The sequence below is a fragment of the Burkholderia sp. JPY481 genome (genome assembly GCF_038900515.1).
GTDB lineage: Bacteria > Pseudomonadota > Gammaproteobacteria > Burkholderiales > Burkholderiaceae > Paraburkholderia > Paraburkholderia youngii.
In genome coordinates this window covers 109266-134649 of sequence record NZ_JAYMRT010000009.1, presented here as the reverse complement: position 1 = coordinate 134649, position 25384 = coordinate 109266, and the positions used below count along the sequence as shown (strand labels likewise).

19 protein-coding genes are annotated in these 25384 nt (G+C 62.9%); 18 read left to right on the top strand and 1 reads right to left on the bottom strand.

Going from position 1 to position 25384, the window contains the following annotated elements; genetic code table 11:
* Window positions 1-18: 18 nt before the first annotated feature.
* From VSR82_RS21955 to VSR82_RS21900, 12 genes are all read left to right on the top strand, one after another.
* On the top strand, window positions 19-810 hold the full coding sequence (locus VSR82_RS21955; RefSeq protein ID WP_410851202.1) for a ParA family protein: 792 nt from the start codon (window positions 19-21) through the stop codon (window positions 808-810).
* Between the two features lie 18 nt (window positions 811-828).
* Window positions 829-1716 carry a ParB/RepB/Spo0J family partition protein gene (locus VSR82_RS21950; RefSeq protein WP_129956626.1) on the top strand — a complete coding sequence of 296 codons (888 nt, stop codon included), beginning with the start codon at window positions 829-831 and terminating at the stop codon, window positions 1714-1716.
* A 565-nt stretch (window positions 1717-2281) separates the two neighbouring features.
* On the top strand, window positions 2282-2827 hold the full coding sequence (locus VSR82_RS21945; protein ID WP_429461433.1) for an ATP synthase subunit I: 546 nt from the start codon (window positions 2282-2284) through the stop codon (window positions 2825-2827).
* Between the two features lie 157 nt (window positions 2828-2984).
* Entirely contained in the window at window positions 2985-3836 is an 852-nt protein-coding gene (gene atpB / locus VSR82_RS21940; protein WP_013090956.1) for a F0F1 ATP synthase subunit A, read from the top strand.
* Between the two features lie 81 nt (window positions 3837-3917).
* A complete protein-coding gene (gene atpE / locus VSR82_RS21935) occupies window positions 3918-4187 on the top strand; it encodes a F0F1 ATP synthase subunit C (RefSeq protein ID WP_007180033.1) in 270 nt (89 codons plus the stop codon).
* A 136-nt stretch (window positions 4188-4323) separates the two neighbouring features.
* Window positions 4324-4794 (top strand): F0F1 ATP synthase subunit B, encoded by a 471-nt coding sequence (locus VSR82_RS21930; RefSeq protein ID WP_013090955.1) that lies wholly within the window; start codon window positions 4324-4326, stop codon window positions 4792-4794.
* Between the two features lie 2 nt (window positions 4795-4796).
* Window positions 4797-5336 carry a F0F1 ATP synthase subunit delta gene (locus VSR82_RS21925; RefSeq protein ID WP_429461430.1) on the top strand — a complete coding sequence of 180 codons (540 nt, stop codon included), beginning with the start codon at window positions 4797-4799 and terminating at the stop codon, window positions 5334-5336.
* A 56-nt stretch (window positions 5337-5392) separates the two neighbouring features.
* Window positions 5393-6934 (top strand): F0F1 ATP synthase subunit alpha, encoded by a 1542-nt coding sequence (gene atpA, locus VSR82_RS21920; RefSeq protein ID WP_018432453.1) that lies wholly within the window; start codon window positions 5393-5395, stop codon window positions 6932-6934.
* Window positions 6935-7025: 91 nt separating this feature from the next.
* Entirely contained in the window at window positions 7026-7910 is an 885-nt protein-coding gene (atpG, locus tag VSR82_RS21915) for a F0F1 ATP synthase subunit gamma (RefSeq protein ID WP_368584877.1), read from the top strand.
* 101 nt (window positions 7911-8011) lie between these two features.
* The gene (gene atpD / locus VSR82_RS21910; protein WP_176109931.1) at window positions 8012-9406 is read left to right on the top strand and encodes a F0F1 ATP synthase subunit beta; all 1395 of its coding nucleotides are present in this window, start codon (window positions 8012-8014) and stop codon (window positions 9404-9406) included.
* A gap of 158 nt (window positions 9407-9564) precedes the next feature.
* Window positions 9565-9990, top strand: a complete 426-nt coding sequence (locus tag VSR82_RS21905; RefSeq protein WP_008917918.1) for a F0F1 ATP synthase subunit epsilon — start codon at window positions 9565-9567, stop codon at window positions 9988-9990.
* Window positions 9991-10211: 221 nt separating this feature from the next.
* Window positions 10212-11942 (top strand): AMP-binding protein, encoded by a 1731-nt coding sequence (locus VSR82_RS21900; protein ID WP_429461428.1) that lies wholly within the window; start codon window positions 10212-10214, stop codon window positions 11940-11942.
* An 817-nt stretch (window positions 11943-12759) separates the two neighbouring features.
* On the opposite strand, the gene VSR82_RS21895 is transcribed toward VSR82_RS21900, so the two are convergent.
* Complete coding sequence (locus VSR82_RS21895; protein ID WP_429461426.1) at window positions 12760-13551, bottom strand: transporter substrate-binding domain-containing protein; 792 nt, start codon at window positions 13549-13551, stop codon at window positions 12760-12762.
* Between the two features lie 294 nt (window positions 13552-13845).
* Here VSR82_RS21895 and hemE point away from each other — a divergent pair, with 294 nt between their 5' ends.
* The 6 genes from hemE to VSR82_RS21865 all read left to right on the top strand — a co-directional run bounded on the left by hemE (window position 13846) and on the right by VSR82_RS21865 (window position 25318).
* Window positions 13846-14946: a uroporphyrinogen decarboxylase gene (gene hemE, locus VSR82_RS21890; protein WP_429461424.1), complete on the top strand. Its 1101-nt coding sequence runs from the start codon at window positions 13846-13848 to the stop codon at window positions 14944-14946.
* A 465-nt stretch (window positions 14947-15411) separates the two neighbouring features.
* Window positions 15412-17658: a primosomal protein N' gene (locus VSR82_RS21885; RefSeq protein WP_429461422.1), complete on the top strand. Its 2247-nt coding sequence runs from the start codon at window positions 15412-15414 to the stop codon at window positions 17656-17658.
* 169 nt (window positions 17659-17827) lie between these two features.
* Window positions 17828-19258: a YeiH family protein gene (locus VSR82_RS21880; protein ID WP_498858070.1), complete on the top strand. Its 1431-nt coding sequence runs from the start codon at window positions 17828-17830 to the stop codon at window positions 19256-19258.
* Between the two features lie 110 nt (window positions 19259-19368).
* Entirely contained in the window at window positions 19369-19542 is a 174-nt protein-coding gene (locus VSR82_RS21875) for a hypothetical protein (protein ID WP_429461418.1), read from the top strand.
* 600 nt (window positions 19543-20142) lie between these two features.
* Entirely contained in the window at window positions 20143-24081 is a 3939-nt protein-coding gene (gene putA, locus VSR82_RS21870) for a trifunctional transcriptional regulator/proline dehydrogenase/L-glutamate gamma-semialdehyde dehydrogenase (RefSeq protein ID WP_368585617.1), read from the top strand.
* Between the two features lie 88 nt (window positions 24082-24169).
* A complete protein-coding gene (locus VSR82_RS21865; RefSeq protein ID WP_368585618.1) occupies window positions 24170-25318 on the top strand; it encodes a branched-chain amino acid ABC transporter substrate-binding protein in 1149 nt (382 codons plus the stop codon).
* Window positions 25319-25384: the final 66 nt, after the last annotated feature.

Below are 25384 nucleotides of genomic sequence, written 5' to 3'. Positions count from 1 at the left end.
AAAAGGGACACACCAACGATGGCAAAAATCTTCTGCGTTGCGAACCAGAAGGGCGGTGTCGGCAAGACGACCACCGCAGTCAATCTGGCCGCGAGCCTGGCAGCGCAGGGACAGCGAGTCCTTCTCATCGATCTGGACCCGCAAGGCAACGCCACGATGGGCAGCGGTATCGACAAAGCCGAATGTACGAACACGGTCTATGAGGTCCTCGTGGACAGCGTGTCCGTGGCCGATGCGCGCGTGCGACCCGAGGCGGTCGGATACGACGTGCTGCCCGCGAACCGTGAGCTCGCGGGCGCCGAGGTCGAGCTCGTCAGCATGCAGAATCGCGAGCGTCAACTTAGGACGGCGCTCGCCGTGGTCGAGGGCGAGTACGATTTCGTGCTGATCGATTGCCCGCCGGCTCTGTCGTTGCTGACGCTCAACGGACTATGCGCCGCGCACGGCGTCGTCATTCCGATGCAGTGCGAATACTTCGCGCTCGAAGGGCTGTCCGACCTCGTCAACACGATCAAGCAGGTGCACGCGAACCTGAATCGCGACCTCAAGGTGATCGGTCTGCTGCGCGTGATGTTCGATCCGCGCATCACGTTGCAACAGCAAGTCTCGGATCAATTGAAAGAGCACTTCGGCGACAAGGTGTTCGACGCAGTGATTCCACGCAACGTGCGATTGGCCGAGGCGCCCAGCTACGGGCTGCCCGGTGTGGTGTTCGACAGGGCGTCGCGAGGCGCGCAGGCGTACGTGCAGTTCGGCGTCGAAATGATTGAGCGGGTGCGCGCGCTGAATGACGCGCCCCAGGCATCCTAAGCGGATCGAGGAAGCACGATGAACGCAGTAGCAAGAAAGAAGGGACTTGGCCGCGGTCTGGAGGCATTGCTCGGCGGCACCGCGGATATCACTGAAGCAGCGGTGATCGACGGCGCGCCGAATGTACTGCCGCTCGGCAAGATGCAGGCCGGCAAATACCAGCCGCGTACGCGCATGGACGAAGGCGCGCTGCAGGAGCTCGCGGCGAGCATCCGCGCGCAAGGGCTGATGCAACCGATTCTCGTGCGTCCGATCGCGGCGGATCGCTACGAGATCATCGCGGGCGAGCGGCGTTTTCGCGCGGCGCGACTCGCGGGCCTCGATGAGGTGCCGGTGCTTGTGAAGGACGTGCCCGATCAGGCCGCCGCGGCGATGGCGCTGATCGAAAACATCCAGCGCGAGGATCTGAATCCGCTCGAAGAGGCGCAGGGCATCCAGCGCCTGCTCGACGAATTCAATTTCACGCATGAGCAGGCGGCAGAGTCGGTGGGTCGTTCGCGCAGCGCGGTGTCGAACCTGCTGCGGCTGCTGAATCTCGCGACGCCGGTACAGACGATGTTGCTTGCCGGCGATCTGGACATGGGTCACGCTCGTGCGCTGCTCGCGGTCGATGCCGCGACGCAGATCACGCTGGCCAATCAGGTAGTCAACAAGCGCCTGTCTGTGCGCGAGACCGAAAAGCTGGTCGCGATGACCACGAAGGTGACGCCGGCGGTCAAGGCGCGCGCGAACCCGGATGGCGGCCGTGACACTCGGCGGCTAGAAGAGGAACTGTCGGACCTGTTGTCGGCGACAGTGAAAATCAAGCTCGGCCGACGCGGTCGCGGCCAGGTGCTGGTGGATTTTGGCGATCTCGATGCGTTGGAAGGCATTCTTGTCCGCTTGCGCGGGAACGCGAACGTCTGAGTGCAGAATGGCGCTCGAAGGGGGAAACGGCTGGCGGCCTGTGCATGAGCACTGCCGCGAGTTGGATTACTCAGTGCCAGCAACTATCGTGGATTCCAAAACAACCGATGCAAAAATAATCAGTAATCCTAGTTTCAAACCTTCGACGTCGACGCGGTAATCATCCTTACGAGCCGCTATCGCAAAGCGGCTGATCATCATGAAAGCCGCGGCGAGAATGGCTCAGTTCAATTGAAGAGCCGTTCCGTTTAGCCCTTAAAAAAGCGGCATTTGTTGCATTTTCGAGACGTCCGTCAGAGCGTCGAAACGTCCTGCCAAAGAGCTTCGATCCACGCGACTACCCACTCGGGTTTCGCGGTCCCCCGTCCACCTTACATTTGACGTGATTCGTGTCGTTAGCATACGTTTTACCGCATCGTGAAGGCACGTTTCACGCAGTTATAGGTTGGCCTAAAGTCTTGAATTGCCTGCAACTATCGCTTACAATCGCCCGGATTTAATTGCACGGCAACCCCGTAAGCGCTGCGTAAACTCGCGGGCTGAACGAGACTTTCGGAACATTGCGATGGCGGTTAAAACGTCGAATCTGTCGCCGGAAAATGGTGACGACAGACACCGCGCTGAACGCTCCGCACCCGAGACATCCGCCAGTCGGCAGTTCGATCCGGCCGAAGCGTGGGATGACGCGCAGGAAGATAACAATATCGTTCCGCTCACGCGGGCCGAGGCGGAAAAGCTGTTTGGTCCCGGCGTGGGTCGTCCATCGCGCGTGACGCCGTTCAGGGTCGTCGCAGCGCAAATGGTTTTGTCCCTGGTTGCAACGCTGTTGTGGTGGCTGTTCTATAAGCCGCCGGGCGCTGCTGCGCTGTCAGCGTTCATGGGGGGAGCGATCTGCTGGGTGCCGGGTGCATTGTTCGCGGCGCGATTGAAAAAGCTGGGCGGCGCCGAGACCGTGACGAGCTGGATGATCGGTGAAGCACTAAAGATGGGGACAACGATTGCGATGTTTGTCGCAATCGCCTTCTGGTATCACGACGTACGTTGGATTCCGCTGCTGGTGACCTACCTCATCGCGTTGAAGACTTACTGGATCGCCTTGGCGTGGCGCTAAGGTAGCAGCACAAAAAATAGCAGCAAAAAGAATTTAAGGCCGGCGCCTAGCGCTGGCACGGGTGTGCGGACGAGACAGGGCCTGCACCCGGCGCGTTCCCGCAATACGGCGGGAACGGCCTCGAACGATTTTCGACAATTTGGGTGGCTTTAACGATATGGCAGCTAGCGAAGGCACGCGCGCAATGGATCCGTCCGAGTACATCGCGCACCACTTGCAGAACTTTTCCACCGCACACCAGACGTCGATTTTCGACATCCATGTGTGGAATCTCGACACCCTTTTCTGGTCGATCGTGTGCGGTCTCGTCACGATCCTCGTGCTGCATCTGGCAGCCCGCAAGGCAACGTCCGGCGTGCCGGGCCGCTTCCAATGCGCGATCGAAATGCTGGTCGAGATGGTCGAGGATCAATCGAAGGCCATGATCCACGGCTCACGCACCTTCATCGCGCCGCTTGCGCTGACGGTGTTCGTCTGGGTCGCGCTGATGAACTCGCTCGACTTCATTCCCGTCGACCTGCCGGGCCGCTTGATCGGCTGGCTTGGCCTCTCCGAAGTCATTCCGCACCACCGCCTCGTACCGACCGCCGACCTGAACGGCACGATCGGCATCGCCCTCGGCGTGTTCGTGCTGATGATTTACTACAACTTCAAGATCAAGGGCGCGGGCGGCTTCGTGCATGAACTGCTGTCCGCTCCGTTCGGCGCGCATCCGCTGCTGTGGATCCCGAACCTGGCACTGAACATCATCGAGTTCGTCGCGAAGACGGTCTCGCTCGGCATGCGGCTCTTCGGCAACATGTACGCGGGCGAACTGTTGTTCCTGCTGATTGCCCTGCTCGGCAGCATCTGGAGCTTCGGCGCGGACACGACGGTGCTTGGCTTCATCGGCCACGTGGTCGCCGGCACAGTGTGGTCAATCTTCCACATCCTGATCGTTCTGCTGCAGGCGTTCATTTTCATGATGCTGACGCTGGTGTACATCGGCCAGGCACACGACGCGCACTAACCTGCGTTGTCGGCAAAGAATCGTAGTTTTTTAAATCCCAGTTCCAACCAGTTCTAAAAGACTTTTCACAAAGGAGTGATCATGCAAGCTTTCATCGCCAACATCCAGGGTCTGACCGCCATCGGTATCGGCATCATCATCGGCCTGGGTGCTATCGGCGCCTGTATCGGTATCGGTCTGATGGGCGGCAAGTACATCGAAGCATGTGCCCGTCAGCCGGAACTGATGAACCCGCTGCAAACCAAGATGTTCCTGCTGGCTGGTCTGATCGATGCGGCGTTCCTGATTGGCGTTGGTGTGGCAATGCTGTTTGCGTTCGCGAACCCGCTGCTCTCGAAGCTGGCAGGCTGAGGTTCCTCGGAGGTTTGCGCCTGAGCTATAACAGGTAAAGGCGCAGGGCGGAACGGGTACTGGGGCGCTGATCGAGCAGAATCGATGAGCGCCTTGCCGTTTCACTTTCCGAACAAGCAACGTTTAAGGAAACACCGTGAATCTCAACGCAACCCTGTTTGCGCAAATGGTCGTGTTCCTGATCCTCGCGTGGTTCACGATGAAATTCGTGTGGCCGCCGCTGATCAACGCCCTCGACGAGCGCGCGAAGAAGATCGCCGACGGTCTGTCCGCCGCGGAAAAGGGCAAGCAGGAACTCGAAGCCGCTCATAAGCGCGTCGACCAGGAATTGGCTCAGGCTCGCAACGATGGCCAGCAACGCATCGCGGACGCTGAAAAGCGCGCTGTCGCAGTCGCCGACGAAATCAAGGCTCAGGCTCAGGTGGAAGCCGCCCGCATCATCGCGCAGGCGAAGGCCGACGCGGAGCAGCAAGTCGTGAAGGCGCGCGAAGCGCTGCGTGGCGAAGTCGCTGCACTCGCTGTGAAGGGCGCTGAACAGATCCTGAAGCGCGAAGTCGACCAGGCAGCCCACGCTGACCTGCTGAATCAACTGAAAGCCGAGCTCTGATCATGGCCGAACTTGCAACCATCGCCCGTCCGTACGCGGAAGCGCTGTTTGGCGTGGCCGAAGCTGGTGACATCGCCGCCTGGTCCACGCTCGTGCAGGAGCTGGCACAGGTTGCGCGTCTGCCCGATGTGCTGTCGATCGCCTCGAGCCCGAAAGTGAGCCGCGCCCAGGTTAGCGATCTGCTGCTGGCCGCGGTCAAGTCGCCGCTCAAGGACAACGCGCAAGCGAAGAATCTGGTGCAGATGCTGGTGGACAACCATCGCCTGCAGCTGCTGCCGGAAATCGCCTCGCAGTTCGAAGAGTTGAAGAACGCCCGCGAAGGAGCGGCGGATATGCTGGTCGTCAGCGCATTCCCGCTCGAAGGTGCGCAGTTGAACGAACTCGTCGCAAGCCTCGAACGCAAGTTCAAGCGCAAGCTGAAGCCGACGGTCGAAGTCGATCAGTCGCTGATCGGCGGCGTACGCGTGACGGTCGGCGACGAAGTGCTCGATACCTCGGTCCGCGCGCGGCTCGCCAGGATGCAAACGGCCCTGACGGCCTGAAGCGCTTCGCGCTTTAGCGGCTGGCACGCAACAGAATTGACTATCAGGAGCGAATAATGCAACTCAATCCCTCTGAGATCAGCGAGCTGATCAAGAGCCGGATCCAGGGCCTTGAAGCGAGCGCAGACGTTCGCAACCAGGGCACCGTGATCTCCGTGACCGACGGTATCGTGCGTATTCACGGTCTGTCGGAAGTGATGCAGGGCGAAATGCTCGAATTCCCGGGCAATACCTTCGGTCTGGCACTGAACCTCGAGCGCGACTCGGTCGGCGCCGTGATTCTGGGTGAATACGAACACATTTCGGAAGGCGACATCGTCAAGACGACGGGCCGCATTCTCGAAGTGCCGGTTGGTCCGGAACTGCTCGGCCGTGTGGTCGACGCGCTCGGCAACCCGATCGACGGCAAGGGCCCGCTCAATGCGAAGATGACCGACGCAATCGAAAAGATTGCACCGGGCGTGATTTGGCGTAAGTCGGTTTCGGAACCGGTCCAAACCGGTTTGAAGTCGATCGACTCGATGGTGCCGATCGGCCGTGGCCAGCGTGAGCTGATCATCGGCGACCGTCAGTGCGGCAAGACCGCAGTCGCCGTCGACGCGATCATCAACCAGAAGGGCAAGAACCTCGTTTGTATCTACGTCGCGATCGGCCAGAAGGCTTCGTCGATCATGAACGTGGTGCGCAAGCTCGAAGAATCGGGCGCGCTCGAATATACGATCGTCGTCGCCGCTTCGGCTTCGGATTCGGCCGCGATGCAATACCTCGCGCCGTACGCCGGCTGCACGATGGGCGAGTACTTCCGCGATCGCGGCCAGGACGCGCTGATCGTTTACGACGACTTGACCAAGCAGGCTTGGGCATACCGTCAGATCTCCCTGCTGCTGCGCCGCCCGCCGGGCCGTGAAGCTTACCCGGGTGACGTGTTCTATCTGCACTCGCGTCTGCTCGAGCGTGCTGCTCGCGTCTCGGAAGAGTACGTCGAGAAGTTCACCAACGGCGAAGTGAAGGGCAAGAGCGGTTCGCTGACGGCGCTGCCAGTCATCGAAACGCAGGCAGGCGACGTGACCGCATTCGTTCCGACGAACGTGATCTCGATTACGGACGGCCAGATCTTCCTTGAAACCGACCTCTTCAACGCAGGTATCCGTCCGGCAATTAACGCTGGCGTGTCGGTGTCGCGCGTGGGTGGCGCGGCTCAGACGAAGGTCGTGAAGAAGCTGTCGGGCGGTATCCGTACCGACCTCGCGCAGTACCGTGAACTCGCAGCGTTCGCGCAGTTCGCATCGGACCTCGATGAAGCGACCCGCAAGCAGCTCGAGCGCGGCCGCCGCGTGACCGAACTGCTGAAGCAGCCGCAGTATCAGCCGCTGCAAGTGTGGGAACTGGCTGTATCGCTGTTCGCGGCGAACAACGGCTATCTCGACGACCTCGAAGTTGCTCAAGTCCTGCCGTTCGAGAAGGGCCTGCGCGATCACCTGAAGTCGAGCCATGCTGACCTGGTCAAGCGTATCGAAGATACCAAGGAACTCTCGAAGGACGACGAAGGCCTGCTGCACACGGCCGTCAAAGACTTCAAGAAGTCCGGCGCTTATTGATCCGCGAGTGATCCGCAAGGCATAAACGGACCTTGAAGCGGCGCGGGCCGCATGCGAATGCTCCCGCGCTGCTTCGATCAAGGAGCAAGCAATGGCTGGAATGAAGGAAATTCGCGGCAAGATCAAGAGCGTGCAAAACACGCGCAAGATCACAAAAGCGATGGAGATGGTGGCCGCATCGAAGATGCGCCGCGCTCAGGAGCGCATGCGCGCTGCTCGCCCGTATGCCGACAAGGTCCGCGACATCGCCGCGCACATGAGCCGTGCGAACCCGGAGTATCGTCACCCGTTCATGGTGTCGAACGAAGGCGCGAAGGCGGCCGGCATCATCCTCGTCACGACCGATAAAGGTCTGTGCGGCGGGATGAACACCAACGTGCTGCGCGCGTCGCTGCAGAAGTTCAAGGAACTGGAAAGCCAGGGCAAGACGATCGAGGCAACCGCGATTGGCAGCAAGGGTCTGGGCTTCCTGAACCGTCTGCAGGCGAAGGTCGTGTCGAACGTCGTGCAACTGGGTGATACGCCGCATCTGGAAAAGCTGATCGGCGCGGTGAAGGTCCAGCTCGACCTGTTCTCGGAAGGCAAGATTTCGGCGGTGTACCTCGCGTACACGCGCTTCGTCAACACGATGAAGCAGGAGCCGGTGATCGAGCAGCTGCTGCCGTTGTCGGCGGACCAGTTCGAGCGCACAGAAGAAGACGGTACGACGCCGAGCACGCAGTGGGACTACATCTACGAGCCGGATGCGCAAGCAGTGGTGGACGAACTGCTGGTGCGTTATGTCGAAGCGCTGGTCTATCAGGCCGTCGCTGAAAACATGGCATCGGAGCAGTCGGCCCGCATGGTCGCGATGAAAGCCGCTTCGGACAACGCCAAGACGGTCATCAGCGATCTGCAGCTCGTCTACAACAAGAGCCGTCAGGCCGCGATCACGAAAGAACTGTCGGAAATCGTCGGTGGAGCGGCGGCCGTCTGACCTCGGTCAGACAGGTCGTTGCGTGTGCGCCCGAGTGGCGCACCCATCGGAGAAACTGCGCCTTTGCGCGAGTGAAGAATTGAGTATCTAAAGGAAAAGCGATGAGTACTACTGCTTTGGTAGAAGGCAAGATCGTACAGTGCATCGGCGCGGTGATCGACGTGGAATTTCCGCGTGAATCCATGCCGAAGATCTACGACGCGCTCATTCTCGAAGGTTCGGAGCTGACGCTCGAAGTCCAGCAGCAGCTGGGCGACGGCGTGGTCCGTACCATCTGTCTGGGTGCATCGGACGGTCTGCGCCGCGGCACGATCGTCAAGAACACGGGTAATCCGATCAGCGTGCCGGTCGGTAAGCCGACGCTCGGCCGTATCATGGACGTGTTGGGCCGTCCGATCGACGAAGCCGGCCCGATCTCGAGCGAAACCACGCGTGCGATCCACCAGAAGGCTCCGGCGTTCGACCAACTGTCGCCGTCGACCGAGCTGCTTGAAACCGGCATCAAGGTTATCGACCTGATCTGCCCTTTCGCGAAGGGCGGTAAGGTCGGTCTGTTCGGTGGCGCCGGCGTGGGCAAGACCGTGAACATGATGGAACTGATCAACAACATCGCGAAGGAACACGGCGGTTACTCCGTGTTCGCCGGTGTGGGCGAGCGTACCCGCGAAGGGAACGACTTCTATCATGAAATGAAGGACTCGAACGTTCTCGACAAGGTCGCGCTGGTGTACGGCCAGATGAACGAGCCGCCGGGCAACCGTCTGCGCGTCGCGCTGACCGGTCTGACGATGGCCGAGCACTTCCGTGACGAAGGCCTCGACGTGCTGTTCTTCGTCGACAACATCTACCGTTTCACACTGGCCGGTACCGAAGTGTCGGCACTGCTCGGCCGTATGCCGTCGGCAGTGGGCTATCAGCCGACGCTGGCTGAAGAAATGGGTAAGCTGCAAGAGCGCATTACGTCGACCAAGACTGGCTCGATCACGTCGGTTCAGGCCGTGTACGTCCCTGCGGACGACTTGACCGACCCGTCGCCGGCGACGACCTTTGGCCACCTGGACGCAACCGTCGTGCTGTCGCGTGACATCGCTTCGCTCGGTATCTACCCCGCGGTGGACCCGCTCGATTCGACCTCGCGTCAGATCGACCCGCACGTGATCGGCGAAGAGCACTACTCGATCACGCGCGGCGTGCAGCAAACGCTGCAGCGCTACAAGGAACTGCGCGACATCATCGCGATTCTGGGCATGGACGAACTCGCGCCGGAAGACAAGCTCGCTGTGGCGCGCGCTCGTAAGATCCAGCGTTTCCTGTCGCAGCCGTTCCACGTCGCGGAGGTGTTCACGGGTTCGCCGGGCAAGTACGTGCCGCTGAAGGAAACGATCCGCGGCTTCAAGATGATCGTTGAAGGCGAGTGCGATCACCTGCCGGAGCAAGCGTTCTACATGGTCGGCACGATCGACGAAGCCTTCGAAAAGGCCAAGAAGATCCAGTAAAGGTCGGGTGTAACGAAGCAGGCGCGGGCCTCGCGCATCACAACTACCAAGACGGTGGTGTTGCGCAAAGCCGGCGTCTCTGATTACGCTCAACCTGCCTTGCATGGGACGGGAGTCAGCACTAAAGCGCTAACTCTCGTCGACAGGAGTCGACACATATGGCAACCATTAAAGTAGACGTCGTCAGCGCGGAAGAGGAAATCTTCTCGGGCCAGGCGAAGTTCGTCGCGCTGCCAGGCGAAGCGGGTGAACTCGGCATTCTGCCGGGCCACACGCCGCTCATCACGCGGATCCGTCCGGGTGCGGTGCGCATCGAAGTTGAAAATGGCGAAGAAGAGTTTGTCTTCGTCGCCGGCGGCATCCTCGAAGTTCAGCCGGGCGCAGTGACGGTTCTCGCCGACACCGCGATCCGCGGCAAGGATCTCGACGAAGCTAAGGCCGAAGACGCACGCAAGCGTGCGGAAGAGGCGCTGCAGAACACGGGCTCCAACCTCGAGTACGCGACCGCACAGGCGGAGCTCGCATACGCGACGGCGCAGCTCGCGGCAATCCAGCGTCTGCGCAAGCTGCGCGGCCAGCACTAAAGCAGCACGTAGAAGAAGAAAGCAGCCCGCGCGGCTGCTTTTTTTTGATATCTGGTTGACGTTTACGTAAAGGTCGGCAAAATCCACGAGGTTGGAGACATAGGTGCCGGTCGGCGCGCTGCGGTGCGGGTAAGACTTGATGCCGGCCCGGTACTCGCGGGTGCACAATCGATTTCAAATTCATTTCAATAGAGCGCGCTTGCGCTCACGGAGACAACACCATGGCAACGCATAGCTCGGGTGAAGGTGCGCTCATCGAACCCGCGGATGGACTGTCGTATGTGCGCGGGTCGACTGAAAATCCGTTGAGCGAAGCGACCGTCGGCGAGTTTCTGCGCGACACCGCCGCGCGCTTTCCCGATCGACCGGCCGTGGTGTTTCGCGAGCAGCGCATTCGCTGGACATGGAGCGAATTCGCGCAAGAAGTGGACGTGCTGGCGTCCGGGCTGCTTGCGCTCGGAATCGCGAAGGGCGATCGTGTCGGCATCTGGTCACCGAACCGCGTCGAGTGGCTGCTGACGCAGTTCGCGACCGCGCGTATCGGCGCGATCCTCGTCAATATCAATCCGGCGTACCGGCTCGCGGAGCTCGAATATGCGCTGAACAAGGTCGGTTGCAAGGCAATCATCACCGCCGAGCGCTTCAAGACGTCGATGTACCTCGAGATGCTGCAGGAACTTGCGCCCGAACTCGCGACGCAGCCGCCGGGCGAATTGCATGCCGCGCGGCTGCCGGAGCTGCGCTACGTGATCCGCATGTGCGACACGGAGACGCCAGGCATGCTGAGCTTTTCCGACGTGATCGAGCGTGGCCGTGCGTCGTTCGACGCCGCCCGGCTCGATGCGATCGGCGTGACGCTGTCGTGCCGTGAACCAATCAACATCCAATTCACCAGCGGCACGACGGGCAATCCGAAAGGCGCGACGCTGACGCATCGCAACGTCGTGAACAACGCGCGCTATATCGCGATGGCGATGCGGCTCAGCGAGCAGGACGGCCTGTGCATTCCAGTGCCGTTGTACCACTGCTTCGGGATGGTGCTGGCGGTGCTCGCATGCGTGTCGGTCGGGGCGAACATGGTGTTCCCGGGCGAGGGCTTCGATCCGGCCGCGACGCTTGCCGCGACTGCCGAGGAAAAATGCACCGCGCTGCACGGCGTGCCGACGATGTTCATCGCCGAACTCGACCATCCGACCTTCGCCTCGTACGACTTCTCGCGGCTCCGCACCGGCATCATGGCGGGCTCGCCGTGTCCGATCGAGACGATGAAGAAGGTCGTCTCGAAGATGCACCTGAGCGAGATCACCATCGCCTATGGCATGACGGAAACCAGCCCGGTCTCGTTCCAAAGCTCGACGACCGATCCGCTCGACAAGCGCACGACGACGGTCGGGCGCATCCAGCCGCACCTCGAAGTGAAAATCGTCGATCCGCTCGGCAATATCGTCCCGGTTGGCGAAACCGGCGAGCTATGCACGCGCGGCTACTCGGTGATGCTCGGTTACTGGGGCGACGAAGCGAAGACGCATGAGAGCATCGTCGACGGATGGATGCATACGGGCGACCTGGCGACGCTCGACGCGGAAGGCTATTGCAACATCGTCGGCCGGCTGAAGGACATGCTGATTCGCGGCGGCGAAAACATCTATCCGCGCGAGATCGAGGAGTTTCTGTTCCGCCACCCGAAGATCCAGAGCGTGCAGGTCTTCGGCGTGCCGGATACCAGGTATGGCGAAGAAGTATGCGCGTGGATCGTGCTGCGGACGGGCGAACAGGCAACGGCGGAAGAGATCCAGCAGTTCTGCCAGGGACAGATTGCGCACTACAAGGTGCCGCGCTATATCCGCTTCGTCGACGAACTGCCCATGACCGTGACCGGCAAAGTACAAAAATTCGTGATGCGTGAAAGCATGATCAGCGAATTGAAACTCAGGGAGGACAAGACGGCATGACGCTGCCGCGGCACTCTTCGCAGCCAACACCAGCAACAGGTGAGGAGTAGGACTGTGGTTGCGCGGCGAGGATTCGTCGCGCGCAAACGTTTGAGCAGACGAAAAAAAAGCGGGCCTGGAGCCCGCTAAAAACCACACGCTACGGGGTTAGCGCGAGGAGACCAATGATGGGACGGTCATGCCGACGACCCTGCGTCGGTTACGGCCCCAGCAGGGATGCCCCCTTCACAGGGCTTCGGCAACCGCCGACCGGCAAGTGCATCGTATCCGCTCACACCACGCACACAGCCACATCCTTGTTGAAACCGTTGAGGGCATTGTGGGCGAATTAACTTACGAAGGCGGTAACAAAGTGTTTCAGGTTGTAACGCCCGCCGGATAAGGCGTTGCGGGATTTATTGCCAAAACAAAGCGGTTGAAAGGTAATTTTTACCGATACCTGCGACGCAATTCAAGCCGCAGGTTTGATGCCACTCGTGGCGTACATTGCAGTAAAAATCCGGTCACTCATCCGCGGGAAATGGTTGCATCTGCAGCTTTTGACCGACGGACTTCTTGTGAAACAGGTACTACGACCCTGCCCCGAAATATCTCGCAAGTCGGCGAAAATCAACCCTGCAATGCAGCGACGCGATGGCGCTTGCGCCACTAATAAAAAGGGGCGCATGTCAGCCTTATAGCGCTGATCCGGCAGTTATTACAGCCGCACAACGTCGCCCCTCGTTACATCCTCGCCGATGCGACACCTTCAGCCCTGCACAAGCCGCCCTTGCCGCAACCAGTTAGCAGTTGACGGCTTGCCACGGACACGGTCGGCTTACTTCAACCACTTGTCCGCAATGGCCTGATACTCGCCGGTCGCTCGAGCGAGGTGCAGCCATTGATCGACGTATTGCTGGAACGCGACGTCGCCGCGCGGCACCAGCCATGCCTTCTCGCCGTACTGGAACGGCTTGTCCGGATGCACCGAGCATAGGCCGGGATTGAGCTTCTGCTGCAGCAGCGTTTCCGACGCATCCGTTACCATCACGTCCGCTTTGCCGGCGAGAATCTGCTTGAAGATCGTCACGTTGTCCGGATAAACGGTCAGGTTCGCGTGCGTGAAGTATTGCTTCGCGAACTTCTCGTTGGTGCCACCCGGGTTGACGATCACTCGCGTGGACGGTTGATCGATCTGCGCGACCGTCTGATATTTGTTGACATCGTCGCAACGGACGATCGGCGTCTTGCCGTCGATCATGTAAGCCTGAGTGAAGAACGCATGCTTCTGGCGCTCGAGCGTCGGCGACACGCCGCCGATGCCGATGTCGCACTTCGCGACGAAGTCGTTCATCAGGTTTGACCACGACGTCTTGACGAACTCGACCTTCACGCCGAGCGACTTCGCAAGCGACTCAGCCATGTCGATATCGATGCCCTCGAACTGGCCATCGCCTTTGTAGAACGAGTACGGCTTGTAGTCGCCGGTAGTGCAGGCGCGTATCGTGCCGCGGCTGATGATGTCGTCGAGCCGGGACGGCGCGGCCGCGGCGCTTTGGGCGTTGGCCATGCCGACATGCATCAGGACGCCGGCGAGCGCGCCGAGCATTGCGAGTGCTGCCTTCTTCATCCAGTCTCCTATGGTGTGTAGTGTGTAATTCATCGGTAAAGCTGTGGGATAGTAGCTTGGCAGCGCGGGCTTGAACATCGGCCGTTCCGCCAGGGTGAGCCGGGCAGCAGAAGACAACGAGCCGGTAGCAGTGCACGCAGTGGCGCACGGCAGCGGGCGGAGGTGCGCCGGAGCTGCACTCCGCCCGCTTCCCACGACGCGCCGTCGCAACATCGATTGCCCCGCGATGCGCGATGTCCGAGGCCGCCTCCGGTAAAATGCTCCTTTGCCCTCAGCTCTCCAGTCGCACGCAACGTGGCCCATCAACTCCTGAACGACACTTTCCTGCGCGCGCTGCTGCGCCAGCCCACCGACTACACGCCGATCTGGCTGATGCGGCAAGCTGGCCGCTATCTGCCGGAATACAACGCCACGCGTGGGCGCGCGGGCAGTTTCCTCGGTCTTGCGAAGAATCCGGCTTTCGCGACGGAAGTCACGCTGCAGCCGCTCGATCGGTATCCGCTCGACGCCGCGATCCTGTTCTCCGACATCCTGACCGTGCCTGACGCGATGGGCCTCGGCCTCGATTTCGTCAACGGTGAGGGGCCGAAATTTGCCCGTCCGGTGCGCACCGAAGACGACGTCGCGCGCCTCGCGGTGCCCGACATCGACGCCACACTGCGCTACGTGACCGACGCCGTGCGCGAAATCCGCACGGCGCTGAAGGACGCCCAAGGCCGGCAGCGCGTACCGTTGATCGGCTTCTCGGGCAGTCCGTGGACGCTCGCGTGCTACATGGTCGAAGGCGGCGGCTCGGCGGACTTTCGCACGGTCAAATCGATGCTGTACGCGCGTCCCGATCTGCTTCAGCGGATTCTCGACATCAACGCGCGCTCGGTCGCGGCATATCTGAACGCGCAGATCGAAGCCGGCGCGCAGGCAGTGATGATTTTCGACACATGGGGCGGAGCGCTCGCCGATGGCATCTATCAGCGCTTTTCGCTGCGCTACATCGAGCAGGTGGTCAGTCAACTGAAGCGCGAGCACGATGGCGAAAAAGTGCCCGTGATCGCCTTCACGAAGGGCGGTGGCCTGTGGCTTGACGACATCGCCGCGAGCGGTGTGGACGCGGTGGGCCTCGACTGGACCGTGAACCTCGGCAAGGCGCGCGAGCGTGTTGGTGGCAAGGTGGCTCTTCAGGGCAACATCGATCCGTCGGTGCTGTTTGCACCGCCTGCCGCGATCCGCATGGAAGCGCGCGCGGTGCTCGACAGCTTCGGCAATCATCCCGGCCACGTTTTCAATCTGGGGCACGGCATTTCGCAGTTCACGCCACCGGAGCATGTTGCCGAGCTGGTGGACGAAGTGCATCGTCACAGCCGCGCTATCCGTAGTGGTGCACATACGCCCGCGTGAGATTGTAATCGTTACCGTTTCGTGTTGCGTTGCAGCGAATTGGGCTCTGGGTCTAAGGACCGCAGTTCCGCGAAGAGGCCGTCAGATGGTGGTCTTACGAAAGTCAAGAGTTGACTTATGCACACTTCGCACGCTGCGGCGCAGTAGAGGGTTTAATCGTGGCCCGACCCTTGCACATACCCGGTTCATTTGATCTGAGCCTTGTCGGGCAAGGCTTTGCGGGGAGCGGGATGAAATGTGCGGAATCCCACAAAAGGCCGTCGCCACGCCGTTTGCGGCCCGTCGAAGCGAAGTTCTCAACAAAGTTATCCACAGGGCCACGAGCCGAGCGCAATTGTTCAGCCGAATCCAAAACTTAGCGGTGAAATTAAGGTTTTACTTTAACTTCGACGGGTTCGTGTCCCGCGCGAGCCACCCCGCGCCGCGATATGGCATCGTGCCCGCTCGTCCGCAGCGCCTCGCCGAGTGAACGAAGTGTTCGTCCGCGTCGCCCTCGATCATCCGCTGCCGACCCTGTTCGACTATCGCTGCGGCACATCCGAGGCGCCTGTCGTGGGCACGCTCGTCAGCGTTCCGTTCGGCAAACGGCACGTGGTGGGGCTGATCTGCGAAGTGGCCGCCCACAGCGAGGTGCCCGCCGAACGCCTGCGGGATGTGGATAAGGTCTGCTCGTCGTGTCCGCCGGTGTCGGCACATTGGCTTGCACTCGCCGCGTTCGCCGCGGACTACTATCAACGCGGTCTCGGCGAAGTGGCGTTGCCCGCGCTGCCGCAGGCGCTGCGCGACGCGTCGCGCTGGTCGCGGCTGTTCGCGCCGGAAGAGCGCTATCGGTTGACGGCCGAGGGCCGCACGGCGTTGCCTGACGCGTTGCCGGCCCGCGCGACGGCGCTCCGAGCGCTTGCGCAAGCACTCGCGCAAGCCGACTTCCTGCTCGCCGCCGACGCCCGCGCGCTGCATCCGAAGGCGCTGGCGACACTCGACACATGGCAGACCGCTGGCTGGGTGACGCTCGACGTGATCGATGCCGCCGCTGTGCCCGCCGCGGCGGCGCTGCCGGACGCACCCGCGCCGGTCCTGCCGACCCTCACCGACGAGCAGGCGAGTGCCGTCGAAGCGATCCGCGACGCCGGCGGCTTCGCGCCGTTCCTGCTGCACGGCGTGACGGGCAGCGGCAAGACGGAGGTGTACCTGCGCGCGCTTGCCGCGATTCTGGCCGCCAAGCCTGATGCGCAAGCGCTCGTGCTAGTGCCGGAGATCAACCTGACGCCGCAGTTCGAGGCGGCGTTCCGCGCCCGCTTCGCCGCGCTCGACGCCAGCGCGATCGTCACGCTGCATAGCGGCCTCGCCGAAGGCGAGCGCGCCCGCAACTGGTTTGCCGCGCACACCGGCCGAGCGCGCATCGTGCTCGGCACGCGGCTCGCGGTGCTCGCGTCGCTGCCGCGGCTGGCGATCATCGTCGTCGACGAAGAGCACGATCCCGCCTACAAGCAGCAGGAGGGCTTGCGCTATTCGGCGCGCGATCTCGCAATCTATCGGGCGAAGCAGCTCGGCGTGCCGGTCGTGCTCGGCTCGGCGACGCCGTCGCTCGAGAGCTGGTGGCAGGCCGATCAGGGCCGCTACAAGCGGCTCACGCTGTCGCGCCGGGCCGTCGCCGACGCCGCGCTGCCGGCCGTGCGCCTGATCGATCTCGAAGACGAGCGCCGCCGCGGGCGGGCGTCGATCGAAGGCTTGTCGGGTCCGTTGATCGCCGCGATGAAGGCGCGGCTCGAACGCGGCGAACAGAGCCTCGTGTTCCTGAACCGTCGCGGCTACGCGCCGCAACTCGCCTGCGACGCGTGCGGCTGGGTGGCCGGTTGTCCGCGCTGCAGCGCCTACGTCGTGCTGCACAAGCCCGAGCGCGCGCTGCGCTGCCATCACTGCGGCTGGGAGTCTCGTATCCCGCGTTCGTGCCCGGAGTGCGGCAACGTCGATATCGCACCGCTCGGGCGCGGCACGCAGCGCGTCGAGGAAACGCTCGCGAGCGCGGTTCCGGGCGCCCGCGTGCTGCGTATCGATGCCGACAGCACGCGCCGCAAGGGCAGCGCGCAGGCGTTATTCTCGGACGTGCACGCGGGCGAGGTCGATATTCTGGTCGGTACCCAGATGATCGCGAAAGGACACGATTTCCAGCGCGTGTCGCTGGTAGGCGTGCTGAATGCCGATACCGCGCTGTTTTCGCATGATTTCCGCGCGAGCGAACGCCTGTTCGCGCAGCTGATGCAGGTGAGCGGCCGCGCGGGCCGCGCCGGCCTGCCGGGCGAAGTGCTGGTGCAGACGCGCTATCCGCGTCACGCGCTGTATCACGCGCTTGGCCGTCACGACTACGTCGGCTTCGCCAACTCGACGCTCGCGGAGCGACGTGACGCGCACCTGCCGCCGTTCGTCTACCAGGCGCTGCTGCGCGCCGAAGGCCGCACGCTCGAAGCGGCGCTCGCGTTTCTGCAGCAGGCCGCCGCCGAGCTTGCGCAGATTCCTGCCGCCGAGCGCGTCACCGTCTACGACGCTGTGCCGCTCACGATCGTCAAGGTGATGCATGTGCATCGCGCGCAACTGCTGATCGAAAGCGCGTCGCGCGCTGCGCTGCAGGCCACGTTGCGCGCGTGGCAGCCCCTGTTGCGCGCACTCAAGGGCGTGTTGCGCTGGAATCTCGAAGTCGATCCGCTCGACATCTGACGCCACGGCCCAGGTTACGCCGGCCTTACTTCTTTGAGTCATATCCATAGAGCGAATGATCGTTTCGCTTTGTGATAGCGCTCGCCTATATTCGCCAAATCGGCGCATTTTGCGGCTAAACAACAACTACTTCGCGCCGATACCACTCAACTTTCTCGGGGCATCTGCAATGAGCGACACCCATCATCCCGCACCGGCGGGCGCCGCACCGGGTCATCGGCAAGGTACACAAGATGCGCAAACCGCACGAGGCAGCGGCTTTTCGCTGACCGAAGATTGGCTCGCTGCTGGCGTTGGCCTCCTCGTGATCGTGATTGCGTGGGCGCTGTTCGCGTCGGGCAGCAGCATCAAGTGGCTCGCCGTCGCGCCGGCCAAATGGTCGAGCGTCTCACAGGCTGCGCAGGACATTGGCAAACATTTACCTAACTACCTCGCGCTGTTCGCGACCTTCGCGGTGCTGTTCGGCGCGAGCGTCGCTCTGCTCAGGCAGCGCGTCGGCGCTTTTCTCGCGGCGTTCGTCGTCGTATTCGTCGCTTCCGCGCTGATCCTGACGCTCGGCGCGTGGGTCGACGCGTCGAGGTACAACCTCGAACCGCCGCTGGTTGCGCTCGCCTTGGGGCTGCTCGTGTCGAACCTTTTCACGCTGCCGCAGTGGCTCGGGGCGGGGTTGCGCGTCGAGTTTTACATCAAGGTCGGGATCGTGCTGCTCGGCGCGACGCTGCCGTTCACGCTGCTCGTGTGGGCCGGGCCGGTTGCGGTCGTACAGGCGAGCATCGTGTCGTTGGTGACGTTCTTCGTGATCTTCCTCGTTGCGCGGGCGTTCGGGCTCGATCGGCGCTTTGCCGCCGTGCTCGGTGTCGGCGGCGCAGTGTGCGGCGTGTCGGCAGCTATCGCGATTGCCGGCGCGGTACGGGCGAAGCGCGAGCAGGCGTCGGTCGCGATCACGCTGGTCGTGCTGTGGGCAGTCGTGATGATCTTCGTGCTGCCGTTCGTGTCGCGCTCGCTCGGACTGTCGACGGCCGTCGCCGGCGCCTGGATCGGCACGTCCGAATTCGCCGACGCCGCTGGCATCGCCGCCGCCCAGGCCTATGGCGATTTCGCGCGACACGCGGGAAGCGCGATCGCCGGCGCGCCGGAAGCGTCGTTGCAGGCGTTCACGCTGATGAAGGTGGTCGGCCGCGACATCTGGATCGGCATCTGGGCGTTCGTGCTCGCCATCGTCGCGACAACGCGTTGGGAAGCGCAGGACAGCGGCGTCACCGCGCGCGCGAATGCCGGTGAGATCTGGGCGCGTTTCCCGAAGTTCGTGATCGGTTTCGTGATCGCGTCGGCATTGGTCACGTGGATCGCGAGCCATTATTCGCTCGCCGATTACCGCAAGGTCGTCACGCCGGAGTTCGTCGCGCCGATCACGGTGCTGCGCACGTGGGCGTTCACCTTCTGCTTCCTGAGCATCGGTCTGACGACGCGCTTCCGCTCGCTTGCCGCGACCGGTCTGAAGCCGTTCCTCGCGTTCGCGGCGGGCGTGGTGGTCAATATCGCGATCGGCTATGCGCTGTCCGCGCACGTGTTCGCGTCGTACTGGAACAGCCTCGGATAACGCCCGTGAAGATTTCAATGGCTCGTGGAGTCGGCGCAAACCCATACGCGGGCGCCGTAGAGCGCCGCGGCGCGGCGGACGTGCCATGCTGTGCCGGATGCCGGCATCGCGTGAGCGACCGGGATGCGCTCGAGCAGCGTATTCCCGGGCTTGTCGCGTTCAGTTCGGGGTTCGGCGCGAGCGTTGCCGATAGCAGGCTGTGTCGTCTGCACGACCAGCTGGTTTCACCCGGCGACGTCTGTGCGCAGTTCGAGTCGGTTGCGCCGTCACTGGCGCCGCGCTGACCCAAAGGCGATCTTCAGGCGCCAAGCCCCGCGCGCCAATCGGATCGCAAATTCCCACATCCGCGCGCTTCCGGCTCTATGAGCCGTCGCGCGGGCTCCCTGCCTCTCAGTCGTTCAGCGCGTTTCGCGTGTCGCCCGTCGATCCACGCGAGGCCGCGCCTGCCTGTTTGCGCTCCTCTTCGCGCTGATTCGAGCTTCTGGTCGCGCCTCGAATGAAAAATACCGCACAGGCCGCGCACATCACCCAGATGCCCAGTATTACCAGCCACTTTTCCATCACACCAACCCTCGGGAACCCCGTTTATCTTTTCTGCGCGCCCTGAAACCGACGTTTCGGGCCGTCCATCGTCGTGCTTCTGTATATCGGCGCGCGAAGTCGTTTGATAAGGCTTATTTCAAAAAGAATCACGCCAGGGAAAGTACCGATCGAAAACACCCCGCTCCGGCTCTCGCGCAACTCCCGGAAACCCCCGCCGCATAAGGCTCGCGACGTGGTGCAACCAAGCTGTCGAATTGGTTGCACCTTTTTATTTGTAGGCGTACGATTCGCCCAACTTTTAGTCTTTCGCCAGGCTCACGCCCGGTACCAAAGAAGGAAACATGGCTAGCACCACCCTTGGCGTCAAGGTCGACGACCTCCTGCGTTCCCGGCTCAAAGATGCCGCCACCCGCCTCGAGCGCACCCCGCACTGGTTGATCAAGCAGGCGATTTTCGCCTACCTCGAAAAGATCGAGCACGGTCAGTTGCCGGCCGAACTGTCGGGCGCAACCGGCACGGCCGATCTCGCCGACGGCGCGGCGGTCGAGAACGAGGAAGATGGCGCGTCGCATCCGTTCCTCGATTTCGCGCAGAACGTGCAGCCGCAGTCGGTGCTGCGCGCGGCGATCACCGCCGCGTATCGCCGCCCGGAACCCGAGTGCGTGCCGTTCCTGCTCGGCCAGGCGCGTCTGCCGGCCAACCTAGCGGGCGACGTGCAGGCGATGGCCGGCAAGCTTGTCGAAACGCTGCGCACGAAGAGCAAGGGCGGCGGCGTCGAGGGGCTGATTCACGAATTTTCGCTGTCAAGCCAGGAAGGCGTCGCGCTGATGTGCCTCGCCGAGGCGCTGCTGCGCATTCCCGACCGGGCGACCCGCGACGCGCTGATCCGCGACAAGATCAGCAAGGGTGACTGGAAATCGCATGTCGGCCAGGCGCCGTCGCTGTTCGTCAACGCGGCGACCTGGGGTTTGATGATCACCGGCAAGCTGGTGACGACCAATAGCGAGACGAGCCTGTCGTCGGCGCTGACGCGGCTGATCGGCAAGGGCGGCGAGCCGCTGATCCGCAAGGGCGTCGACATGGCGATGCGCCTGATGGGCGAGCAGTTCGTCACCGGCGAGAACATTTCCGAAGCGCTCGCGAACAGCCGCAAGTACGAGGCGCGCGGTTTCCGCTATTCGTACGACATGCTCGGCGAAGCGGCCACCACCGAGGCCGACGCGCAGCGCTACTACGCGTCGTACGAGCAGGCGATCCACGCGATCGGCAAGGCCGCCGGCGGCCGCGGCATCTACGAAGGCCCCGGCATCTCGATCAAGCTGTCGGCGCTGCATCCGCGCTACTCGCGCGCGCAACAGGAACGCACGATGAGCGAGTTGCTGCCGCGCGTGCGTTCGCTCGCGATCCTCGCTCGCCGCTACGACATCGGCCTCAATATCGACGCCGAAGAAGCCGACCGCCTCGAACTGTCGCTCGATCTGCTCGAAGCGCTGTGCTTCGATCCGGAGCTGCAAGGCTGGAACGGCATCGGCTTCGTCGTGCAGGCGTATCAGAAGCGCTGCCCGTTCGTGATCGACTACATCGTCGATCTGGCTCGCCGCAGCCGTCACCGCATCATGGTGCGGCTCGTGAAGGGCGCGTACTGGGATACGGAAATCAAGCGCGCGCAGGTCGATGGCCTCGAAGGCTATCCGGTCTATACGCGCAAGGTCTATACCGACGTGTCGTACCTCGCCTGCGCGAAAAAACTGCTCGGCGCGCCCGATGCTGTCTATCCGCAGTTCGCGACGCACAACGCGCACACGCTGTCGGCGATCTATCACCTCGCCGGCAACAACTACTACCCCGGCCAGTACGAGTTCCAGTGCCTGCACGGCATGGGCGAACCGCTGTACGAAGAAGTCACCGGCCGCGACAAGCTGAACCGCCCGTGCCGCGTGTACGCGCCGGTCGGCACGCATGAGACGCTGCTCGCGTACCTCGTGCGCCGGCTGCTCGAGAACGGCGCGAATACCTCGTTCGTGAATCGGATCGCCGACGAATCCGTCGCGATCAAGGACCTGGTCGCCGATCCGGTCGAGGAAGCGTCGAAGATTGTGCCGCTCGGCGCGCCGCACGCGCGCATTCCGTTGCCGCGCAATCTGTACGGCGCCGAGCGGCTCAATTCGATGGGCCTGGATCTGTCGAACGAGCATCGGCTCGCGTCGCTGTCATCGGCGCTGCTCGCGAGCGCGCATCATCCATGGCGCGCCGCGCCGATGCTCGAAGACAACCAGATCGCCGTCGGTGCTGGGCGTGACGTGCGCAACCCGGCCGACCATCGTGATCTCGTCGGCACCGTCGTCGAAGCGACGCCGGAGCACGTGAGCGCAGCGCTCGGCCATGCGGTGGCCGCCGCGCCGATCTGGCAGGCGACGCCGGTCGAGGCGCGCGCCGATTGCCTCGCGCGTGCCGCCGATCTGCTCGAAGCGCAGATGCACACGCTGATGGGTCTCGTGGTGCGCGAAGCGGGCAAATCGCTCGCCAACGCGGTCGCGGAAATCCGCGAGGCGATCGACTTCCTGCGCTACTACTCGACGCAGATCCGCGACGAGTTTTCGAACGACACGCATCGGCCGCTCGGTCCGGTGGTCTGTATCAGCCCGTGGAATTTCCCGCTGGCGATTTTCATGGGCCAGGTGGCCGCCGCGCTCGCGGCCGGCAACACGGTGCTCGCGAAGCCAGCCGAGCAGACGCCGCTGATCGCGGCTCAAGCGGTGCGGATTCTGCGCGAAGCGGGCGTGCCGGCGGGCGCGGTGCAGCTGCTGCCGGGCAATGGCGAGACGGTCGGCGCCGCGCTGGTCGCCGATCCGCGCACGCGGGCGGTGATGTTCACCGGTTCGACCGAAGTCGCGCGTCTGATCAACAAGACGCTGTCCGGCCGGCTCGATCCGGATGGCAAACCGATCCCCCTGATCGCCGAAACCGGCGGCCAGAACGCGATGATCGTCGACTCGTCGGCGCTCGCCGAGCAGGTCGTCGCCGACGTGCTGCAATCGTCTTTCGACTCCGCTGGTCAACGGTGTTCGGCGTTGCGCGTTCTATGTCTGCAGGACGATGTTGCGGACCGCACGCTCGAAATGCTGACCGGCGCGATGCGCGAACTCGCGCTCGGCAACCCGGACCGGCTGTCGACCGACGTCGGCCCGGTGATCGACCTCGACGCCAAGCGCGGCATAGACGCCCACATCGCGGCGATGCGCGACAAAGGCCGCAAGGTCGAGCAACTGCCGCTGCCGGAAGGCGCGACGCAAGGCACGTTCGTGCCGCCGACGCTGATCGAACTCGACAGCATCGACGAGCTGAAGCGCGAAGTGTTCGGCCCGGTGCTGCACGTGGTGCGCTATCGCCGTAGCCAGCTCGACAAGCTGCTCGAACAGATTCGCGCGACCGGTTACGGTTTGACGCTCGGCATTCACACGCGCATCGACGAAACGATCGCGCACGTGATCAGCCGCGCACACGTGGGCAACATCTACGTGAACCGCAACGTGATCGGCGCGGTGGTCGGGGTGCAGCCGTTCGGCGGCGAAGGGCTGTCGGGTACGGGGCCGAAGGCCGGCGGCGCGCTGTATCTGCAGCGCCTGCTCGCGACCCGTCCGGCTGGTTTGCCGAAGTCGCTCGCGCAGGCGCTGGTGGTCGAAGTGCCGCAGGCGGCGCAGGCAGCAGAAAAGGGCGACAATCCGGCGGCCGCGTTGACCGCATTCCGCGATTGGCTGATCGACGAGCGCGAGCCGCAGCTTGCCGCGCGTTGTGACGGCTATCTGTCGCATGTGCCAGCGGGCGCAACCGCGGTACTGTCTGGGCCGACCGGCGAGCGCAATACCTACACGCTGGGCCCGCGCGGCACGGTGCTGTGCATCGCATCGACGGCGAGCGGCGCACGCGTGCAGTTCGCGGCGGTGCTGGCTACGGGAAATCGTGCGTTGTTCGAAGGCGCGGCGGGGGAACAATTGGTCTCGCAATTGCCGGCGTCGCTGAAGGCGCATGCGAGCGTGAAGAAGAGCGCCGACGCGCCATTCGACGCCGTGCTGTTCGAAGGTGACAGCGACGAACTGCTCACGCTCGTGAAAGAGGTCGCGAAGCGCGCGGGGCCGATCGTGTCGGTGCAGGGCGTCGCGGCCCGGGCGCTCGCGAGCGGCGACGAGGACTACGCGCTCGAGCGTCTGCTGACCGAGCGCTCGGTCAGCGTGAATACCGCGGCGGCAGGCGGTAATGCGAATTTGATGACGATCGGTTGAGCGAACCTCGGCGATTTCTTCAATAGAAAGGAAGCGGGCACGGCGACCCCGACACCGCTTCATCCACACCTGGTATCAAGGAGAAGCTATGCAACACAAAATGAAACAGCTGGCAGGCGCAGCTCTGGTTGCCGCTATGTCGCTGGCGGGGACGGCCAACGCTCAATCGACGGAAGACGTGAAGGTCGGCTTCGCCGGTCCGATGACGGGCGCACAGGCGCACTACGGCAAGGACTTCCAGAACGGCATCACGCTCGCGGTCGAAGAGTTCAACGCGACCAAGCCGGTGATCGGCGGCAAGCCGGTTCGCATCGTGCTCGACTCGGCCGACGACCAGGCCGACCCGCGTACCGGCACGACGGTCGCGCAGAAGCTCGTGGATGACGGCATCAAGGGCATGCTCGGCCACTTCAACTCGGGCACGACGATTCCGGCCTCGCGCATCTACGCGAACGCGGGCATTCCGCAGATCGCGATGGCGACCGCGCCGGAATACACGCAGCAGGGCTTCAAGACCACCTTCCGCATGATGACGTCCGACACGCAGCAAGGCTCGGTCGCTGGCACGTTCGCGGTGAAGAACCTCGGCATGAAGAAGATCGCGATCGTCGACGATCGCACCGCTTACGGCCAGGGTCTTGCGGATCAGTTCGAAAAGGCAGCGAAGGCGGCCGGCGCGACGATCGTCGATCGTGAATACACGAACGACAAGGCCGTCGACTTCAAGTCGATCCTGACCAAGCTGAAGTCGTCGAACCCGGATCTGATCTATTACGGCGGCGCGGATTCGCAAGCAGCGCCGATGGTCAAGCAGATGAAGCAGCTCGGCGTGAAGGCGCCGCTGATGGGCGGCGAAATGGTCCACACGCCGACCTTCATCAAGCTCGCCGGCGACGCGGCGAACGGCACGGTGGCTTCGCTCGCCGGTCTGCCGCTCGAAGAAATGCCGGGCGGCAAGGCGTACGTCGAAAAGTACAAGGCGCGCTTCAACGAAGACGTGCAAACGTACTCGCCGTACGCGTTCGATGGCGCGATGGCGATGTTCACCGCGATGAAGAGCGCGAACTCGACCGATCCGGCCAAGTACCTGCCGGTGCTCGCCAAGACGTCGAAGCCGGCCGTCACGACGGCCAACCTCGCGTACGACGAGCGCGGCGATCTGAAGAACGGCGGTATTACGCTGTACAAGGTCGTCGACGGCAAGTGGACGACGCTGCAAAGCGTGGGCGGCAAGTAAGTTTCTTGCTGAACCACGTAAGCCACAAAAAACCCCGCTTGTGCGGGGTTTTTTGATTGACGGCGG